Source organism: Streptomyces sp. NPDC029296 (assembly GCF_055569255.1).
Genome location: NZ_JBVHXT010000030.1, coordinates 1 through 16,408, shown reverse-complemented (window position 1 = coordinate 16,408; position 16,408 = coordinate 1). Strand labels below are relative to the sequence as shown.

Sequence of the window (16,408 nt, the reverse complement as noted above, 5' to 3'; positions counted from 1 at the left end):
CATAGTGACCGCCGCGGCCGCCTCGGTGGTCGCCGGTGTGGCCCTGGTGCCGAACTGGAGCGCGGGCGCCGCGGTGACCGACGACCCGACGGTGGACGCGGCCACCAAGGCGACCTTCCAGCGACTGGCCGACGCGGTCTTCACCGACCGCACGCAGGCCCTGGTGGAAGGCGCCGGGACCAAGGAGACCCGGCACACGGCCGGCTTCTCCGGGTCCGTGCGGCTGTCCGGCGGGCAGACGCGGGAGCAGAAGTCGGCGCTGAAGGAGCTGAACGACCGCCGCGGCCGGCTCGCCCGGCTGGGCGAGACGTACCACGCGGGCAGCACCGAGGTCACGCTCGACGCGACCCGGGTGAAGGGCCGCCACGCGAAGGTCGCCGTCACCGAGACCACGACGCTGACGTACGGCGAGGCCGCCGGGAAGAGCCCGAAGTCGACCGGCTTCCAGGCGCACCACGAACTGAGCTTCACGGCCGGCCGGCACGGCGACTGGCGGCTCACCGGCATCCGCGACACCGACGACGGCTACCTCGCCGTGAACCAGGTCGCCAAGCCGGAGGTCGCCACGCCGCGGACCGCGGCCGAGGACGGCGGCCCGCCGAGCGCGGCCCGCGCCGCCACCACCCGGCCGGCGCCCGCCAGCCCGAAGAACTTCACCGCGAGCGGCTACGACTACAAGGCCATGGTCGCCTACGCGCAGAAGTACTGGAACAACTACAACCCGGACTACCCCAGCTTCAACGGCCAGGGCGCCGGGGGCGACTGCACCAACTTCGTCAGCCAGGCCCTGAAGGCCGGCGGCTGGAAGCACGTGCCCGGGTACACGTACGACTTCCACAAGTGGTTCGGCAACTCCGAGATCCAGTCGGACTCCTTCGTCGGCGTGAACGAGTTCTCCTGGTTCGCCCTGTCCTCCAAGCGGGTCACCAGCCTCGCCAACGTCTACCAGCTGGACCTCGGCGACGTGCTCCAGGTGGACTTCAACCGGGACGGGTCCAAGGACCACTCGATGATCGTCACCTCCCGGGACCGCCGGGGCGTGCCGTACGTGAGCTACCACTCGACCAACACCTACAACCGGTCGGTGGCCAGCCTCGTCGCCTCGTACCCGAACGCGGCGTTCTACGCCTACCGGACCTGATCCGGACCCCGCCGCGGGCCCTGCCGCCGGCCGTCCTCCTCCCGCTCGTCCCGCGTTCGCCGCTCCTGCGGGGAGGGCTCGGGGTGGCGGGCCCGCCAGTAGGGGTTGTCGTGCGGCAGCGCGTGCCCGACCCGGCCGTACATGCCGAAGGTCATCAGCAGCAGGCCGACGACGAAGCTGAAGTACACGTTCTGGATCTTGAAGGCCAGGAAGTTGCTGCCGGTGTCCAGCAGGCCGAGGAACAGGAAGCCGTTCAGCAGGAACAGCACGCCGAGGACCATGTTCAGGGTGGACGCGAAGTTCCCGCCGACGGCCGCGCCCGCCAGCAGCAGCAGGCCGATGCAGATCGACAGCACGCTGAGCGCGCCGTTGGTGTTCAGCCCGGCGACCTGGTTGCCGCCCGTGCTGAAGAAGCCGATCTGGTCCAGCAGGCCGAGAATGCCGAAGGCGACCAGGAACGCGCCGATCAGGCCGGCGCCGACGCGGTAGACCCGGTTGAGCCGGTGATCCACGGGCAGGTGATCGTCCAGCCGGGTCCGCTTGCGTTCCCGGGCGTTCCTCGTCCGCACTGCGTGTGTGGCCATGTCCGCCTCCTCGGGCGCTAGCGGAGGCCGTCCGTCTCGTTTCTTCACTATCCGTCCGGCTCCGCCGGGCGGCAACACGCGGTGCTCCGTGCGGCTCAGTGCCCGGCGCCGCGCTCCTCGCGGATCAGTGTCACCACCCGTGCCACGCTCTGCCGCACCGCGTCCGTCTCACCCAGGAAGTGCCAGTAGTCCGGGTGCCGTTCCGTCAGCGTGCCGACCGCCCGCTCCAGCCGGGCCACCGCGTCGTCCAGCGGCCGGGCGTGCCGGGGGTCGGGTGTCGTGCGGCCCGCCATCGCCAGCCGCTGGGCGTCCCGGATCGCGAACCGGGTCCGCTCGATCTCCGCCTGCGGGTCCTTCTGTACGGCGTTCAGCCGGGCCAGCCGGTCGCCGGCGGCCGACACCGCCTCGGCGGTGGCGTTCAGCAGCGCCCGGACGGTCGCCAGCAGCGCGGTGGCGTCCGCCCACCGCTGGGCGTCCCGCGCCGCCCGTGCCTCCGCCAGCCGCAGCTCGGCCTGCCGCACGTTCTCCGCCGTGAGCGCGGGCACCCGCTGGAGGTCCTGCCAGCACGCGGCGGTGAACCGGCGGCGCAGCTCGCTGAGGACCGGCTCGACCTGTTCGGCCCGGGTGGTCAGCGCCTGGGCCCGGGTGCGCAGGGACACCAGCCGGTGGTCGATCTCGGCGGCCCGCTCCGGCAGCCGCTCGGCCCCGGCCCGGATCGCCCCGGCCTCCCGCTGCACCCGCTCGGCCCGCTCCAGCGTGGCGTCCACGCCGTGCTGCCCGGCGCCCTGGTTCAGCCGGGTCAGCTCCGGGGACAGGGCCGCGAGCCGTGCGGCCAGGTCGTCGGCGCGCAGGCCCCGCGCGCGTACGGCGTCCAGGGCGTCGCTCGCGGCCAGCAGCGACTGCCGGGCCCGCTCCACGGCGGGCGCCAGCCGGGCCAGCCGGGTCTCCGCCTTGTCCAGCAGCGGCCCGAGCGAGCGGCCGAACTCCTCCAGCTCCCGCCGCGCCCGCAGCAGTTCGTCCCGGGCCGCGCCCAGTTCGGCCCGCGCCCGGGCGGCCGGGCCCGCCTCCAGGCCGTCCCGGTCCAGGTCGTGGGCGTCCACGGCCTCGATGTACTGCCGGCTGGCCTCGTCGATGCGCCGCCCGAGCGCCGCGAAGTCCGTGACGGCGCGGCGGGCGGCGGGGGAGTCGTCCACCGCCGCGATGGTCTCCACCGGGATCCGCAGGTCCCGCTGGGCGGTGTCGAGTTCGTAGAAGGCCGCCGCGGCGGCGTCCTTGGCGGCCTGCGCCTCGGCGCGCTGGTTCTCCGCCCGGCCGCCGAACCAGCGCCGGGTGCCCCCGCCGGCGAACGCGGCGGCCAGCGGCGGCGCGGCCAGCACCGGCAGGACCAGGAGGACGAGGGCGTCCCGCACGGCACGGCGGCCGCGCCGGGTCCGTGCGGCGGACGGCGGCGGGTACGGCGCTGTCGCCGGCGTGCCCGGTGTCGCCGTCACATTCCTCTCCCGTGTGGTGGTTCGCCCTGGGTGGTGTCATTCTCCCACCCGTGGGAGACGAACACACGGGCCGGTCGGTTCGCTTCCCGCGCGTGACGTCGCCGTCTGTTTGCGGTGCGGGCCGCCGGGCCATGTAGGCTGTCGACCTGTCCCGGGTGCGTAGCTCAGGGGTAGAGCGCCTGCCTTACAAGCAGGATGTCGGCGGTTCGAAACCGTCCGCGCCCACAGATCCGGCCCCTCGGAGAAGTCTCCGAGGGGCCGTTTCCGTATCTTCCGTTTCCCCGTGTCCCGGATCCCCGCGTGCCCGCTATTCCCCGGCCTGCTCCTCGCGGACGTGCTTCAGCCGGGTGCGGGCGTCCATCCGGTCCGCCACCGGGACCTCCGTCCAGAACCGGTGGGTGCTGACGAACACCGCCAGCTCGTGCTCGCGCCGCCGCAGCTTCTCCACCTGGGCCTGCTCGTCCTCCGTCCAGCCGGGGGACGCGGGCCGCTCCACCTTGCGCCAGCCGTTGTCGTCGCTGAAGCCGTCCATCGGCTCGACCGACCAGGGCAGCCGCTTGAGCAGGGCCGACAGCTCGGCCCGGACCTGATGCAGCTCCTCCTGACCGGCGAGGAGGTCACTGGGGAATTCATAGGTCGTAGCCACACGGCAATGGTACGCCTGTTCGAATTACCGGGGCGAGCTCCGACCAGGGGTACGGGTGTGGTTTCAGCCGTACGAGTGACCGGTGGTCAGTATCCCGCCGCCCGCAGCTCTCCCACCAGCCGCCGCGCCACCGGCACCGGCACCCCGTGCCGTTCGGCCGCCCTCAGCAGGGCGCCGCCGATGGCGTCCAGCTCCAGCGGGCGGCCCGCCTCGGCGTCGCGCTGCATGGACGACCTGGCGGCGGGCGGGAAGGCGTCGTACCGGGCCAGGGCCTGGCCGGGATCGGCGGGGACGCCGCACGCGCGGCCCACGGCGGCCGTCTCGGCGACCAGTGCCTCCAGCTCGGCGCGGTGCCGGGTGCGGGCGGTGCCGAGGGGGACGCCGTAACGGGTGGTGAGCAGGGCGAACGGCGCGAGGAACGCCATCTTGGCCCACAGCGCCGCCGTCTCGTCCCCGGCCACCCGCGCGGCCGTGCCGGCCTCCCGCAGCGCGGCGGCCAGCGCCTCCAGCCGGTCGCGCGGCACGTCGTCTCCGGCCAGCTCGATCTCGGTGAACGGGCTGCCGTGTTCGATCACGCCGGGCGCGACGCGGGTGGACTCCACGCGGATCACGCCCGGCGCGACCCGGTCGGGCCGGTACCGGGCGCGCAGGGCCGCCGGGTGCTCGACGCCGTTCAGCAGCGGGACGACCAGAGCGTCGCCGAGCACGGCGGGCGGGACGCGGGTCAGGGCGGCGTCGAGCGCGGTGTGCTTGACGGTGACCAGGCAGGCGTCCACCGGCACGCGCAGCGCGGTGTCCGCGTCGACGGCGGCGGTGAAGTCGCCGAACTGCGGGCTGCGGACCGTGATGCCGGTGCGGCGCAGCGCGTCGGCCGTCGCCCGGCCGGCCAGGCAGATCACCCGGTGGCCGGAACGGGACAGCAGGGCGGCGAGCAGGCCGCCGGTGCCGCCGGGGCCGAGGACGGCCACGGTGAGCGGATGCGTCATGGAGTTGTTCCCTTCGACGGTCGGCCCCGGGAGTCGGTGGCCGCCTTCGCGCTGATCATCGCAGGGCGCGGCGGCCGGCGCGAGACTGGGCGCATGTGCCGAAGCATCAAGACGCTGCGCCCGCCCGTGCTGCCCGGCGAGGCCACGGACGAGGACATCCGCGCGGCCGCGTTGCAGTACGTCCGCAAGGTCTCGGGCTTCCGGGCCCCCGCCGCCCACAACCGCGAGGCGTTCGACGCGGCGGTGGACGCCGTGGCCCGCGCCACGGCGGAACTGCTGGGGGCGCTGGAGGTGCGGGGGCGGACCGGGCCTGGCCAAAAATAGGCTTGATGTTGAACTTGCAAGCACAGATTAGGTACCCCTAACCTTGGCTCGATTTCGGTACCCGTCCCCATGGCCGGCCGTCCCCAGTCCCCGCCGGCCAGACACCGAAGAAGGAGTCGTCCCCACATGTCCGCTCGTCTCAATTCCGCTCAGCCCTATGTCCTGGGGCTCTTCCGCGTCGTCGTCGGCCTGCTCTTCGCCGTCCACGGCACCGCCTCCCTGTTCGGCGTCCTCGGCGGCGCCGCCGGCACCCACGGCGGCACCCTCGCGGCCGGCACCTGGCCCGGCTGGTACGCGGCTGTGATCCAGCTCGTGGCCGGCACCCTGGTGCTGCTCGGTCTCGGCACCCGGGGGGCCGCACTGGTCGCCTCCGGCTCGATGGCCTACGCCTACTTCGACGTCCACCAGCAGGCCGCGCTGTGGCCGATACAGAACGGCGGCGAGCTGTCGGTGCTGTTCTGCTGGTCGTTCCTGCTGCTGGTCTTCACCGGCTCCGGCGCCTTCGGCCTGGACCGCCTCCTCGCCCGGCGCCCCGCGCCGGAGAGCGGCACGACGGCCGAGCAGACCCCCGTGGCCGCCTGAGTCCACACGGCACGGGCGGCCGGCGGCGAAAACCGGCCACCTGTGAACAGCGGCCCGCCGGTGAACGGCGGGCCGCTGTGAACGTCCCGTGATCGCTTCCCGAACCCCCGCGAACCTCCTGTCACACCCCCCGCGTACGCTGTACAGCCGTCAACGGGGGAATGTCGGGAGTCGTCGTGTGGGAAAGCGTGGGGTCGCTCGCGGCCGGGCCGTGGATCTATGCCGTGGTGGCCGTCTCGGTGCTGCTCGACGTGTTCCTGCCGGTCCTGCCCAGCGGAGTGCTGGTCATCACGGCTGGCACGGCGGCGGCCGCGGGCACCGGCGCGGCCGGCCAGGTCGCGCACGAGGTGCCGGACATCCTGGCTCTGATCCTGTCCGCCGCCACGGCCTCGGTCCTCGGTGACCTGGTGGCCTACCGCCTCGCCTGGCGCGGCGGCGAGCGGCTGGACCGGGCCATAGCCCGCTCCCGCAGGCTCACCTCCGCGCAGGAACGCCTCGGTGAGGCCCTTGCCCGGGGCGGCGGCGCCCTGGTCGTCCTCGCCCGCTTCGCCCCCGCCGGCCGCTCGGTCGTCTCCTTCTGCGCCGGCGCCGCCCACCGCCGCGCCCGCGACTTCCTGCCCTGGTCCGCCCTGGCGGGCCTGTCCTGGGCCGCCTACAGCGTGGCCCTCGGCTACTACGGCGCCCAGTGGCTCGGCGCCACCTGGCTGGCCACCGGGGTGTCGGTGGCGGCGCTGTTCGGGGCGGGGGCGGCGGCGGGTTTCCTCATGCGGCGCAAGCCCGCTTCCTGACGCGGGCCCGCGCGGGTGCGCCGCTCAGCAGCCCGCCAGCTGATTCGTGAGCGCGCTCTTCTCGGCCGAGTCGACCGACAGGCCGTAGTAGTACTTCACCTGGACCCACGCCCGCACGTACGTGCACACGTACGCCGACCGCGACGGCACCCACGTGGCCGGGTCCTGGTCTCCCTTCGCCTGGTTGACGTTGTCGGTCACGGCGATCAGCTGCGGCCGGGTCAGGTCGTTGGCGAAGGACTGCCGCTGCGCGGTGGTCCACTTGCTCGCGCCCGAGTCCCACGCCTCGGCCAGCGGGACGAGGTGGTCGATGTCGAGGTCGGACGCGGCGGTCCAGGTCGCGCCGTCGTAGGGGGAGTACCAGCTGCCGCCGGTCGCGGCGCAGGAGGAGTCGGTGACGACGTTCGTGCCGTCCCGCTTCAGGACCGTCTCGCGGGTGTTGCAGGTGCCGCTGACGGTGATCCAGTGCGGGAACAGGTCGCGGCTGTAGCCGGTGCGGTTCTCCGTGGCCACGGTGAGCTGGGCGAGGTAGCCGCGCGCGGTCGCGCCGCTGACCGGCGTGGGCAGGGCGGCGGAGGCGTTCGGCGAGTTGAACAGGGCGACGGAGGCGATCAGGCCGGTGAGGGCGGCCAGGATGCTCGTCCGTCGACGCGCGTAGAATCTGGGCATGCGTGAACTCCCTTTGGAGCTGGGGGTGTTGGGGTGCGGGCGAGGGAATGCTCGCGGTGAGGGGTTGCCGGCGGATGAGCGCTTGGTAAGAAGGTAGTGACGTGATCATGTCAAGACAAGGTTGACGGCAGAACTTTCACATCCCGTACCATGGGAGGCGCAGAAGGGGAGTAGCTCTTCGCCGGACCGTCGACATACTGCTCAGCGAGCCTGAGCCGGCGCCCGGAGGCGGCCTCCAGCGGGAGCCGCCAGCGAGACCTTCGGCAAAGCAGTGCACGTCCGTGCCCCACCGGGCCCGGGCGATGAGAGCGCTGCCGTGCCGAGGTGTCATCGCGTGACGTACCGCACTCTCGGCCGGGCAGCCCGACCGATTGAGGAACCTTGATCAGCATCACCGTGACGGCGCTCGTCTTCGGCGTCGTCTTCCTCGCCGAACTGCCGGACAAGACCGCGCTCGCCGGCCTCGTCCTCGGCACCCGCTACCGCGCCTCGTACGTCTTCGCGGGCGTCGCCGCCGCCTTCCTGCTGCACGTCGTGCTCGCCGTCGCGGCCGGCAGCGTGCTCACCCTGCTGCCGCAGCAGCTCGTGCACGCGATCACCGGCGTGCTCTTCCTCGGCGGGGCCGCGATGCTCCTGCTGAAGAAGGACGAGGACGAGGAAGAGGTCAAGAAGCCCGCCGACCAGTCCTTCTGGAAGGTCGCGGGCACCGGCTTCATGCTCATCCTCGTGGCCGAGTTCGGCGATCTCACCCAGATCATGACCGCCAACCTCGCCGCCCGCTACGACGACCCGATCTCCGTCGGCCTCGGTGCGGTGCTCGGTCTGTGGGCCGTCGCCGGACTGGGCATCGTCGGCGGAAAGGCCCTGATGAAGCGGGTGCCGCTGCGGCTGATCACCCAGATCGCGGCGCTGCTGATGCTGGCGCTCGGCGCGTGGAGCCTGTGGGAGGCGGTGGCCGGCTGAGCGGGCGGGCGGGCGAACGCGGGGTGAATCCTCGCCGGGGCGGTGGCGGAAACACGGCCCCGTTTTGTACCGTGGAGAAACAAAGTGGCTCCCGCCCGTTCTCCCTGACCGGCGGGCGGGGCCGCCTTGTCCCTCCCGCCGTCCCACCCGACACGGGCCTTCCTCCCTTCTGGAGCTCGCCGATGCCGGCCACCGCCACGCCCACCGTCCTCACCTGCCGTGCCCTCCTGCTCGACATGGACGGCACCCTCGTCAACTCGGACGCCGTGGTCGAGCGGGTCTGGCGGCGCTGGGCCGGACGGCACGGGCTGGACGGCGACGAGGTGATGCGGGTCATCCACGGCCGGCAGGGGCACGCGTCCATGGCCCTGCTGCTGCCCGGCCGGCCGATGGAGGAGAACGTCGCGGAGAACGAGCGGATGCTCGCGGAGGAGACCGCCGACATGGAGGGCGTGGTCGAGATCCCCGGCGCCGGGGCGTTCCTCGCGTCGCTGGCGGGGCTTCCGCACGCGCTGGTGACCTCGGCCGACCTCGGGCTCGCGACCGCGCGGATGACCGCCGCCGGGCTGGAGCCGCCGGCGGTCCGGATCACCGCGGAGTCGGTCGGCGCGAGCAAGCCCGATCCCGAGGGTTTCCTGAAGGGCGCGGCCGAGCTGGGGATCGATCCGGCCGACTGCGTCGTGTTCGAGGACTCCGGTGCGGGGATCGCGGCGGGGCGCTCCGCGGGGATGCGGGTCGTGGGGATCGGGCCGCGGGCGGTCGCCCACGAGCCGGACGTGGCCGTGCCGGACCTCACGCGGGTGGCCGTCGAGGCCGACGCCGACCGCACGCTCCGCCTGCGGATCGGCTGACCCGCGCGGCGGAGCCGCATGCCGGGTACGGCCCGTGTCCCCTCAGGGGTCCTCGGTTTCCCGTTCCAGGCTTCGTCTCGTCGCCGGGCCGTATTCGCCGAGGGGGTCGTCCTTGATGCCCCGGGCCAGTTGGTAGTTGCGCACGGCGTCCTCCAGGGGGCGGGTGAAGATGCCGTCGATCCGGTCGCCGTAGAGGTTGAGCTGCCGTAGACGCTGCTGGAGTTCCGTCACCTCCGGGCCGCTGTCGCCGCGCCGCAGCACCGGGGCCACCGCCAGGGTGGGCGGCGGGGCGGAGGACGCCGAGGGGGACGGGGTGGGGGAGTGGGTCGGGGACGGTGTCGGCGTGGGGGTCGGGGACGGGGACGCGGGGGTCGGTGAAGGCGTCGGGGCGGTCGGAGCCGGCGAGGACGGCGGGGGAGCGGGCGGGGGTGCCTCGGACGCCGGTGCCGGGGGTGGCGCGGGAGTCGTCGCCGGCTTGGCCGGGACGCTCTGCCTGATCTCGTCGGCCGCCCGGTCGTGGGTCGGGGTCCGGTAGGAGACCAGGGCGAAGGCGGTCGCCGCCAGGAGGGCCGCGCCGAGGGCCGCGCCCACGACCAGCACGGTACGGCGGGAGCGGGACCCGGGCCCGGCGTCCCGCTCCGGGGCCGGCGGCCGGGGGGCGGGTACGGGCGGGAGCGGGGGTCCGGGGACGCCGGTGCGCACGGGCGGGAGGGCCGTCGTGGCCGGTGCCGCCGTGACGTACGGACGTATCCGCAGCGGGTCGAAGTCCTCCGCCGCCGCGGCCTGTGCCGTGCGCGTCTCGCGCAGCGCCTCGGCCGCGCGCTCGGTGCAGTCGCACGCCGGCGTGTTGTCCGGCCCCCTCGGCGTCCCGCACTCCGGGCACGTGGTGCCCCGCTCTCCCGTCACGCCCGTCCCCCTCCCCTCGGGAACTTCAGAGGTTATGCGGACGAGCGCCGTTTCCGCAGGACTCGACAGGCCATAACCGGCCACACCGATGACGATGGAAGGTGCACCCGAGCCCCGGGAGGTCTCCATGGCCCTGGACACGCACGGCACGGCCGAGCACACCGGAAGCGGCGAACACGTTCCGGGCGGCGTGCTGGTGCCGATCGGCGCGCTGTTGCTCGGCCTGCTGCTGGCCGCCCTCGACCAGACCATCGTCGCGACCGCGCTGCCGACGATCGTGAGCGACCTCGGCGGGCTGGAGCACCTCTCCTGGGTCGTCACCGCCTATCTGCTGGCGTCCACCGCCGTGACCCCGCTGTGGGGCAAGCTCGGCGACCTCTACGGCCGCAAGCGGCTGTTCCAGGCCGCCGTCGTGATCTTCCTGATCGGTTCCGCGCTGTGCGGCACGGCCCGGGACATGCCCCAGCTCATCGCCTTCCGGGCGCTCCAGGGGCTCGGCGGCGGCGGGCTGATGGTGCTGTCGATGGCGATCGTCGGCGACCTCGTGCCCCCGCGCGAACGCGGGCGCTACCAGGGCCTGTTCGGTGCCGTGTTCGGCGCCACCAGCGTGCTCGGCCCGCTGCTCGGCGGCCTGTTCACCGAGCATCTCGGCTGGCGCTGGGTGTTCTACGTCAACCTGCCCGTCGGCGCCGTCGCGCTCGCCGTGATCGCCGTCGCGCTGCGCCTGCCGCGGCACGCCGCCCACCACGTCATCGACTACCTCGGCACCTTCCTGATCGCCGCCGTCGCCACCTGCCTGGTGCTGGTCGCCTCGCTCGGCGGTACGACCTGGGCCTGGGGCTCGGCGCGGATCATCGGGCTCGCCGTGCTCGGCGTCGTCCTCGCCGTGGTGTTCGTCGCCGTGGAGCGGCGGGCCGCCGAACCCGTGCTGCCGCTGCGGCTGTTCCGCGTGCGCACCTTCACCCTGGCGTCCGTCATCAGCTTCGTCGTCGGCTTCGCCATGTTCGGCGCGATGACCTATCTGCCGACGTTCCTCCAGGTCGTGCACGGCGTCTCCCCGACGCTGTCCGGCGTGCACATGCTGCCCATGGTGTTCGGCCTGCTGCTGTCGTCCACCGTGTCGGGGCAGATCGTCAGCCGCACCGGCCGCTGGAAGGTGTTCCCGGTCGCCGGCACCGCCGTCACCACGCTCGGCCTGCTGCTCCTGGCCCGGCTCGACGAGCACGACGGGACGGCGGTGACGAGCGTCTACTTCCTCGTCTTCGGCCTCGGCCTCGGCCTGGTCATGCAGGTGCTGGTGCTCATCGTGCAGAACGCCGTCTCCTACGAGGACCTCGGCGTCGCCACCTCCGGCGCCACCTTCTTCCGCTCCATCGGCGCCTCCTTCGGCGTGGCCGTCTTCGGCACGGTCTTCGCGAGCCGCCTCGGCGACAAGCTCACCGACGCCTTCCGGGGCGTGCGGCTGCCGCCCGGCGTCGGCGCCGACGCGCTGAGGTCGGACCCGCGGGGCATCGCCGCGCTGCCGCCCGTGCCGCGCCAGGCCGCCCTGCACGCCTACGCTTCCGCCATCACCGACGTCTTCCTCTACGCGGCCCCCGTCGCCCTCCTCGGCTTCGTGCTGGCCTGGTTCCTCAAGGAGGACCGGCTGCGCGGCTCGGTCACCGCGCCGGACGTCTCCGAGACGATCCCGCCCAACCCGGTCCAGCGCTCCTCCTACGACGAGTGCTGCCGGGCCCTGTCCGTGCTGGGCACCCGCGAGGGCCGCCGCGAGGTCTACCGGAAGATCACCGAACGGGCCGGGTACGACCTGCTGCCCGCCGCCGGCTGGCTGCTGCTGCGCATCCGCCGCTACGGCTCGGTGGAACCGGGGATGCTGGCCGAGCGCAACGCGGTCCCGCTCCAGGCGGTCATGGCCGCCGCCCGCCAGGTGGAGGAGCGGCGGCTCGCCGAGCGCCGGGGACTGGACCTGGTGCTGACCGGCTCCGGCCGCGAGGTCGCCGAACGGCTCGCCGCCGCCCGCGAGGAGTCGCTGGCCTCGATGCTCGGCGACTGGTGGCGGCCCGGCCGCTCCGACGACCTGGCCCGGCTGGTCCACGACCTCACCGGCGAACTGTGCGGCGCCGAGCGGGAACGGCCGCACGACGGGACCACGCTGACCAAGGTCAGCTGAGGAAGTCCGCCGACTCCGGCCACGAGGCCGGGTCCGACCCCAGTTCCTTGCGGAACCAGTGGTCGGCGTAGGGGTCGGTGTTGTGCGGGGCGGTCTCGGTGTAGCCGAGGCGGGCGTACAGGGCGCGGGCCTCGACCAGGTCGCCGCGGGTGTCCAGGACGATCCGCCGGGCGCCCAGCAGCCGGGCGCGCAGCTCGGCGGCGGCCACGAGCAGCGCGGCCCCGTTCCGGCCGCGCCACTCGGGCAGCACGAACACCCGGGTCAGCTCGGCGGTGTCCGCCTCCAGGAGCCGTACGCCCGCCGTACCGGCCGGGGTGCCGTCGTACCGCCCGACGAGCAGGCACCCGGTGGGCGGGGCGAGTTCCGCGCCGGTCGTGGCCGCGATCTCCCGCTCCAGTTCGCCGGGGTGGGTGCGGCGCCCCTCGTGCAGGAGGTACCAGCGGTCGCTGACCTCCGTGTAGTACGCCCGCCAGAGTGCGGCGGCGGCCGGGGAGTCGTACGGCTCGGCGGTGATCGTCCACGTCATGGCGGCCATTGTGCGGCGCGGGCCGTCGTTTGTGGACCGGGTTCCGGGTCACCCGGGGGATGAACCGGCCGGCGGAGCCGGTCCGATCGGAAGGGGCCGGAAGGCAACCATGTCGACTTGGCTGATCATTCTGCTGATCGTGATCGCGGTCGTGGTCCTCGGCGCGGCCGGGCTCGTGGCCTGGCGGGGTCGCGACCGGCGCGGCGGGCACAGCCTGAAGCGTCGCTTCGGGCCCGAGTACGAACGGGTCGTCGCCCTGCACGACGGCGACACCAAGGCCGCCGAACGGGAGCTGGCCGAGCGCGTCGAGCGCCATGGCGAGCTGCGGGAACGGCCGCTGGACGGGGCCGGGCGGCAGCGGTACGCGGATCTCTGGACGGCCGTGCAGGAGCGGTTCGTGGACTCGCCGAAGGAGGCGGTGGCCGAGGCCGACCGGCTGCTGGCGCGGCTCGCGGCGGAGCGCGGCTACCCCGACGGCGGGCGGTACGAGGAGCAGGTCGACGCGCTGTCCGTGCACCACGCCGACCACGTCGACGGCTACCGGCGGCTGCACCGGGTGGCGCGTGCGGGCGGCGGGACGGAGGAGCTGCGGTCCGCGCTGCTCGGCGGGCGCGCCCTGTTCGACGACCTGACCAGCACGGAGGCGGGCCGGCACCGGGCGCCGGCGAAGACGGTCCGCGCCACGCCGTCCGACGGCGGCGGCTCCCGTGCCCGCTCGCACACGCCGTGGGCCCTGCACCGGAGCCGACCGAAGGAGAGCTGAGACCAGTGCGGGACATGACGAGCGGCCCCGGCGACGACCGCCGCCGCACCGAACGCCTCTCCCGGGCCCCGGGCGAGGAATGGACCCCGGAACAGGACACGCCGGACACCGAAGAGGGGGCCCCGGGCCGGCGGACCGCCAGAAGTCCCCGCCCGGAGGAACGCCTCCCGGGCGAGCCGGGCCGGGCCCCGGGAGGTGCGGGAGCATCGGGCGCCCCGATACCGGCCGGGGAAGCGCCGGCCGGCCGGCCGCCGGGCGAGGGGGCGCACGGCGCGTGGACGGCGGGCGCCGGCACCCCGGGCGCGGGCGCCACGGGACCCTCGGGCGGGCGGCTCGCCGGCTCCACCGGCCCCGGCCGCGAGGGCCTGACCGGCGACGACCGGACCCCCGAGGACACCCCGCCGCCGCCCCCGGGCCCGGCGGGCCTCGGCGCGGAGGACGCGCGCGGGTCCGGCGGGGAGGAACCGGCCGGGTACGGACACGCCCCGCATGAGACCCCGCCGCCGCCTCCGGGCCCGGCGGGCATGGAGGGGCTGCGGCCGGGGACCGAGGGCAGGGGCGCGGGGAACGCGCGCGGGTCCGGCGGGGAAGGGCCGGCCGGGCACGGACACGGCCCACAGGGCACGGGGCAGTGGCACGGGACGGAAGGGCTGGGGGCCGGAGCCGACGAGGGGTTCGGGGCCAGTCACCGCGCGGAACGGGAAGCGATCTCGGAGGAGGACCGGATGCCCGACAACGGTCTGGGCGCGCCGGCGCCCGGCGAGGCGTCCCGGCGGGAGTCGGCGACGACCGACGCCCCGGGCCACGACACCTGGCCGACGGCACCGGGCACACCGTCCGGCGACACGCCCCGCACGGACGACGGACCGGGCGCCTCCGCCCAGGGTTCCCCCCTGCTCGCGGGGGAGGAGGTCCAGGAGTGGCAGCGGCGGCTGCACGAGGTCGTCGCCGGGTTCGTGGACCACCCGAAGGGCGCCGTGGAGCGCGCCGACCGCACCCTGGAGGAGATCGCCGCCCGGTTCACCGAGGCGGTGACGCGGCGGCGCCGCACGCTGCGGATGTCCTGGGAGGGCGCCGAGGAACGCGGGCCCGGTGCCGGGACCGACACCGAGCAGCTGCGGCTCGCCCTGCGCGACTACCGGGAACTCGCGGAACGGCTGCTGCGCGGCTGAACGGCTAGCGCGCGGCCGGGTCCGCGCCGTCGGCGGCAGCCCTGCGCTGCCGCCATTCCCGTACGACCTCCTCGACGTCGTACGGCTTCTTCCCCAGCGGCGGCCCGGGCGGCGGCTTGAACATCATGTCGCGGATCCTGACGTTCACGTCCTCGATGATCTTGCGCGCGATCCGCTCCGAGGGTGCCGCGTACGCCGCCGCGAGCGCGTCCTCCGCCTCCTTGCGCAGCGCCAGCGCGGGCGGCAGGAAGGCCAGCCCCTCCCGCGCCATCTTCCGCTTGACCCACCACAGCTCGTCGTACGTGGAGTCGACCTCCGCCGGCAGCGGCGCCCCCGCCCCCGGCAGCGCCTCGAACTCCCCGCGCCGCTGCGCGTCGCGTATCTGCTTGTCCACCCAGGAGTCGAACGGAACGCCCGGTGGCTTTCGCTCGGTCATGACCCCAGTGTGCCGGACGCCACCGTGCCGGGCGTCTTATCATGCGGCGACGGTACGGCGGCCCGCCCGCCGCAGCCCACCGCCGCACAAGGACGTTTCAGGGGGGAACGCTCGTGCTCGAACTCACCATGGTCGCCGTCTCCGGAGCGGACGCGGGTGCCACCGCCGGCATGACGCTGGCCGAGGTGCCCAGCGCGCCCGGCACCGCGCTGCGGGTCGGCCGGGACGGGGCGGTGTGCCGACTGGTCACCCCGGAGGACTGGCTGTTCGTCTCCCGCGTCCACCTGGAGTTCCGCTGCGCCCCCGACGGCACCTGGGAGCTGACCTGGCTGCGCGGCTCCCGGCCCGACCCGGCCTCCGAGGTCCGGCTCACCCACGGCCCGCACGCCCGCCCCGTCGGCTACGGCGCGACCGTGCCGCTGCCGCGCGGCGGTTCCGGCGAGATCGTCGTCCAGGACCGCTCCGGCCCGCGCAGCGTCAGCGTCGGGTTCTTCCACGAGGTGTGAACCGGGCCGGGCCGCGCGCTCAGTCCTGCACCCGCGCCAGCGCGAAGCCGTCGTAGCCCTTGAGGCCGACCGTCTGGATGGCCGTGCCGCTCAGCCGGGGGTGCGAGGCGATCAGTTCCAGCGCGGCGCGGGTGCCGAGCACGTCCGGCTCGGTGCTGCGGGCGTCGGCCACCCGCCCCCCGCGCACCACGTTGTCCAGGACGATCAGGCTGCCCGCCCGGGTGAGCTTGAGCGCCCACTCCACGTAGTGCCGGTTGTTCACCTTGTCCGCGTCGATGAAGACCAGGTCGAAGGGCGCCGGGTTCTCGTCGGCGAGCTTGGGCAGCGACTCCAGGGCCGGGCCCACCCGCACCTCCACGACCCGCTCCAGCCCGGCCCGGGAGATGTTGCGGACGGCCACGTCGGCGTGCTTGGCGTTGTACTCCAGCGACACCAGCCTGCCGTCCTGAGGCAGGGCGCGGCCCAGCCAGATCGTGCTGTACCCGCCGAGGGTGCCGATCTCCAGGACGTGCCGGGCGCCCTGCGTCTGGGCGAGGAGGTGGAGGAGCTTGCCCTGCGCGGCCGTGACCGCGATCGGGGGCAGCCCGGCGGTCTCGCTGTCCCGCAGGGCCGCCCGCAGCGCCTCGTCGTCCGGGGAGAGATGGCTGGTGAAGTAGTCGTCGACGTCGACCCAGAGCTGCGACCCGCTCATAGCGCCTGCTGCCTTTCCCGAGTGTCTTCCGGAGGCTGTTCCGCCCTGCACGTCCGATGATCCCAGCAGACGGGCCCGGACGGGGCGGTTACCCGGCGGCCGGAGCCCACGGGTACGGCAGGGGGGGGGGGGGGGGGGGGGGGGGGGGGGGGGGGGGGGGGGGGGGGGGGGGGGGGGGGGGGGGGGGGGGGGGGGGGGGGGGGGGGGGGGGGGG

The 16,408-nt window shown here is 74.4% G+C and carries 19 protein-coding genes and 1 tRNA gene; 11 read left to right on the top strand and 9 right to left on the bottom strand.

The features are described 5' to 3' along the window. Positions 1 to 25 precede the first annotated feature (25 nt). The gene (locus ACZ4W9_RS25130) at positions 26 to 1,141 is read left to right on the top strand and encodes an amidase domain-containing protein (RefSeq protein WP_467939676.1); all 1,116 of its coding nucleotides are present in this window, start codon (positions 26 to 28) and stop codon (positions 1,139 to 1,141) included. Here the strand turns inward: ACZ4W9_RS25130 and ACZ4W9_RS25125 are convergent. Then, positions 1,129 to 1,725 (bottom strand): DUF4383 domain-containing protein, encoded by a 597-nt coding sequence (locus tag ACZ4W9_RS25125; protein WP_467939486.1) that lies wholly within the window; start codon positions 1,723 to 1,725, stop codon positions 1,129 to 1,131. The two genes, ACZ4W9_RS25130 and ACZ4W9_RS25125, sit on opposite strands and share 13 nt — an antisense overlap. A gap of 95 nt (positions 1,726 to 1,820) precedes the next feature. Then, complete coding sequence (locus ACZ4W9_RS25120; RefSeq protein WP_467939484.1) at positions 1,821 to 3,215, bottom strand: hypothetical protein; 1,395 nt, start codon at positions 3,213 to 3,215, stop codon at positions 1,821 to 1,823. 153 nt (positions 3,216 to 3,368) lie between these two features. Here ACZ4W9_RS25120 and ACZ4W9_RS25115 point away from each other — a divergent pair. Next, a tRNA-Val gene (locus tag ACZ4W9_RS25115) sits at positions 3,369 to 3,440 on the top strand. Between the two features lie 82 nt (positions 3,441 to 3,522). Here the strand turns inward: ACZ4W9_RS25115 and ACZ4W9_RS25110 are convergent. Together ACZ4W9_RS25110 and ACZ4W9_RS25105 are read right to left on the bottom strand one after the other, a co-directional pair. After that, positions 3,523 to 3,861, bottom strand: a complete 339-nt coding sequence (locus ACZ4W9_RS25110) for a hypothetical protein (RefSeq protein ID WP_467939482.1) — start codon at positions 3,859 to 3,861, stop codon at positions 3,523 to 3,525. 86 nt (positions 3,862 to 3,947) lie between these two features. Next, complete coding sequence (locus ACZ4W9_RS25105; protein WP_467939480.1) at positions 3,948 to 4,847, bottom strand: ketopantoate reductase family protein; 900 nt, start codon at positions 4,845 to 4,847, stop codon at positions 3,948 to 3,950. Positions 4,848 to 4,940: 93 nt separating this feature from the next. On the opposite strand from ACZ4W9_RS25105, the gene ACZ4W9_RS25100 reads away from it, so the two are divergent. The 3 genes from ACZ4W9_RS25100 (at position 4,941) to ACZ4W9_RS25090 (ending at position 6,541) form a co-directional block, all read left to right on the top strand. Beyond that, complete coding sequence (locus tag ACZ4W9_RS25100; RefSeq protein WP_467939478.1) at positions 4,941 to 5,171, top strand: DUF2277 domain-containing protein; 231 nt, start codon at positions 4,941 to 4,943, stop codon at positions 5,169 to 5,171. A gap of 126 nt (positions 5,172 to 5,297) precedes the next feature. Then, positions 5,298 to 5,753, top strand: coding sequence for a DoxX family protein (locus tag ACZ4W9_RS25095; RefSeq protein WP_467939477.1), 456 nt, complete (start codon positions 5,298 to 5,300; stop codon positions 5,751 to 5,753). Positions 5,754 to 5,929: 176 nt separating this feature from the next. Continuing rightward, positions 5,930 to 6,541: a DedA family protein gene (locus ACZ4W9_RS25090; protein ID WP_467939475.1), complete on the top strand. Its 612-nt coding sequence runs from the start codon at positions 5,930 to 5,932 to the stop codon at positions 6,539 to 6,541. Between the two features lie 24 nt (positions 6,542 to 6,565). Here ACZ4W9_RS25090 and ACZ4W9_RS25085 read toward each other — a convergent pair whose 3' ends face one another. Continuing rightward, positions 6,566 to 7,210, bottom strand: a complete 645-nt coding sequence (locus tag ACZ4W9_RS25085; RefSeq protein WP_467939473.1) for an HNH endonuclease family protein — start codon at positions 7,208 to 7,210, stop codon at positions 6,566 to 6,568. Between the two features lie 381 nt (positions 7,211 to 7,591). On the opposite strand from ACZ4W9_RS25085, the gene ACZ4W9_RS25080 reads away from it, so the two are divergent. Both ACZ4W9_RS25080 and ACZ4W9_RS25075 read left to right on the top strand, forming a co-directional pair. Further along, the gene (locus ACZ4W9_RS25080; protein WP_467939471.1) at positions 7,592 to 8,173 is read left to right on the top strand and encodes a TMEM165/GDT1 family protein; all 582 of its coding nucleotides are present in this window, start codon (positions 7,592 to 7,594) and stop codon (positions 8,171 to 8,173) included. 182 nt (positions 8,174 to 8,355) lie between these two features. Then, positions 8,356 to 9,024, top strand: a complete 669-nt coding sequence (locus ACZ4W9_RS25075) for an HAD family hydrolase (protein ID WP_467939469.1) — start codon at positions 8,356 to 8,358, stop codon at positions 9,022 to 9,024. Between the two features lie 42 nt (positions 9,025 to 9,066). Here the strand turns inward: ACZ4W9_RS25075 and ACZ4W9_RS25070 are convergent, their stop codons facing one another. Beyond that, positions 9,067 to 9,930, bottom strand: coding sequence for a peptidoglycan-binding domain-containing protein (locus tag ACZ4W9_RS25070; RefSeq protein ID WP_467939467.1), 864 nt, complete (start codon positions 9,928 to 9,930; stop codon positions 9,067 to 9,069). Positions 9,931 to 10,057: 127 nt separating this feature from the next. Between ACZ4W9_RS25070 and ACZ4W9_RS25065 the strand changes: the two genes are divergently transcribed. Next, positions 10,058 to 12,100 (top strand): DHA2 family efflux MFS transporter permease subunit, encoded by a 2,043-nt coding sequence (locus tag ACZ4W9_RS25065; RefSeq protein ID WP_467939674.1) that lies wholly within the window; start codon positions 10,058 to 10,060, stop codon positions 12,098 to 12,100. Here ACZ4W9_RS25065 and ACZ4W9_RS25060 read toward each other — a convergent pair. After that, complete coding sequence (locus tag ACZ4W9_RS25060) at positions 12,093 to 12,635, bottom strand: GNAT family N-acetyltransferase (protein WP_467939465.1); 543 nt, start codon at positions 12,633 to 12,635, stop codon at positions 12,093 to 12,095. The two genes, ACZ4W9_RS25065 and ACZ4W9_RS25060, sit on opposite strands and share 8 nt — an antisense overlap. A 100-nt stretch (positions 12,636 to 12,735) precedes the next feature. Here ACZ4W9_RS25060 and ACZ4W9_RS25055 point away from each other — a divergent pair, with 100 nt between their 5' ends. Both ACZ4W9_RS25055 and ACZ4W9_RS25050 read left to right on the top strand, forming a co-directional pair. Further along, entirely contained in the window at positions 12,736 to 13,389 is a 654-nt protein-coding gene (locus ACZ4W9_RS25055) for a hypothetical protein (RefSeq protein WP_467939463.1), read from the top strand. 5 nt (positions 13,390 to 13,394) lie between these two features. Beyond that, positions 13,395 to 14,561: a hypothetical protein gene (locus ACZ4W9_RS25050; RefSeq protein WP_467939461.1), complete on the top strand. Its 1,167-nt coding sequence runs from the start codon at positions 13,395 to 13,397 to the stop codon at positions 14,559 to 14,561. 4 nt (positions 14,562 to 14,565) lie between these two features. Here ACZ4W9_RS25050 and ACZ4W9_RS25045 read toward each other — a convergent pair whose 3' ends face one another. Then, complete coding sequence (locus tag ACZ4W9_RS25045; protein ID WP_467939459.1) at positions 14,566 to 14,997, bottom strand: DnaJ family domain-containing protein; 432 nt, start codon at positions 14,995 to 14,997, stop codon at positions 14,566 to 14,568. Positions 14,998 to 15,110: 113 nt separating this feature from the next. Between ACZ4W9_RS25045 and ACZ4W9_RS25040 the strand changes: the two genes are divergently transcribed. Beyond that, positions 15,111 to 15,503, top strand: coding sequence for an FHA domain-containing protein (locus tag ACZ4W9_RS25040; RefSeq protein WP_467939457.1), 393 nt, complete (start codon positions 15,111 to 15,113; stop codon positions 15,501 to 15,503). 19 nt (positions 15,504 to 15,522) lie between these two features. On the opposite strand, the gene ACZ4W9_RS25035 is transcribed toward ACZ4W9_RS25040, so the two are convergent. Continuing rightward, positions 15,523 to 16,194, bottom strand: coding sequence for an O-methyltransferase (locus tag ACZ4W9_RS25035; RefSeq protein ID WP_467939455.1), 672 nt, complete (start codon positions 16,192 to 16,194; stop codon positions 15,523 to 15,525). Positions 16,195 to 16,408: the final 214 nt, after the last annotated feature.

What these genes read in the sequence shown, in the direction of transcription:
- ACZ4W9_RS25125 (WP_467939486.1), bottom strand. Translation starts at nt 1,725, where the DNA reads ATGGCCACACACGCAGTGCGGACGAGGAACGCCCGGGAACGCAAGCGG.
- ACZ4W9_RS25105 (WP_467939480.1), bottom strand. Translation starts at nt 4,847, where the DNA reads ATGACGCATCCGCTCACCGTGGCCGTCCTCGGCCCCGGCGGCACCGGC.
- ACZ4W9_RS25100 (WP_467939478.1), top strand. Translation starts at nt 4,941, where the DNA reads ATGTGCCGAAGCATCAAGACGCTGCGCCCGCCCGTGCTGCCCGGCGAG.
- ACZ4W9_RS25095 (WP_467939477.1), top strand. Translation starts at nt 5,298, where the DNA reads ATGTCCGCTCGTCTCAATTCCGCTCAGCCCTATGTCCTGGGGCTCTTC.
- ACZ4W9_RS25085 (WP_467939473.1), bottom strand. Translation starts at nt 7,210, where the DNA reads ATGCCCAGATTCTACGCGCGTCGACGGACGAGCATCCTGGCCGCCCTC.
- ACZ4W9_RS25075 (WP_467939469.1), top strand. Translation starts at nt 8,356, where the DNA reads ATGCCGGCCACCGCCACGCCCACCGTCCTCACCTGCCGTGCCCTCCTG.
- ACZ4W9_RS25065 (WP_467939674.1), top strand. Translation starts at nt 10,058, where the DNA reads ATGGCCCTGGACACGCACGGCACGGCCGAGCACACCGGAAGCGGCGAA.
- ACZ4W9_RS25060 (WP_467939465.1), bottom strand. Translation starts at nt 12,635, where the DNA reads ATGGCCGCCATGACGTGGACGATCACCGCCGAGCCGTACGACTCCCCG.
- ACZ4W9_RS25055 (WP_467939463.1), top strand. Translation starts at nt 12,736, where the DNA reads ATGTCGACTTGGCTGATCATTCTGCTGATCGTGATCGCGGTCGTGGTC.
- ACZ4W9_RS25045 (WP_467939459.1), bottom strand. Translation starts at nt 14,997, where the DNA reads ATGACCGAGCGAAAGCCACCGGGCGTTCCGTTCGACTCCTGGGTGGAC.
- ACZ4W9_RS25035 (WP_467939455.1), bottom strand. Translation starts at nt 16,194, where the DNA reads ATGAGCGGGTCGCAGCTCTGGGTCGACGTCGACGACTACTTCACCAGC.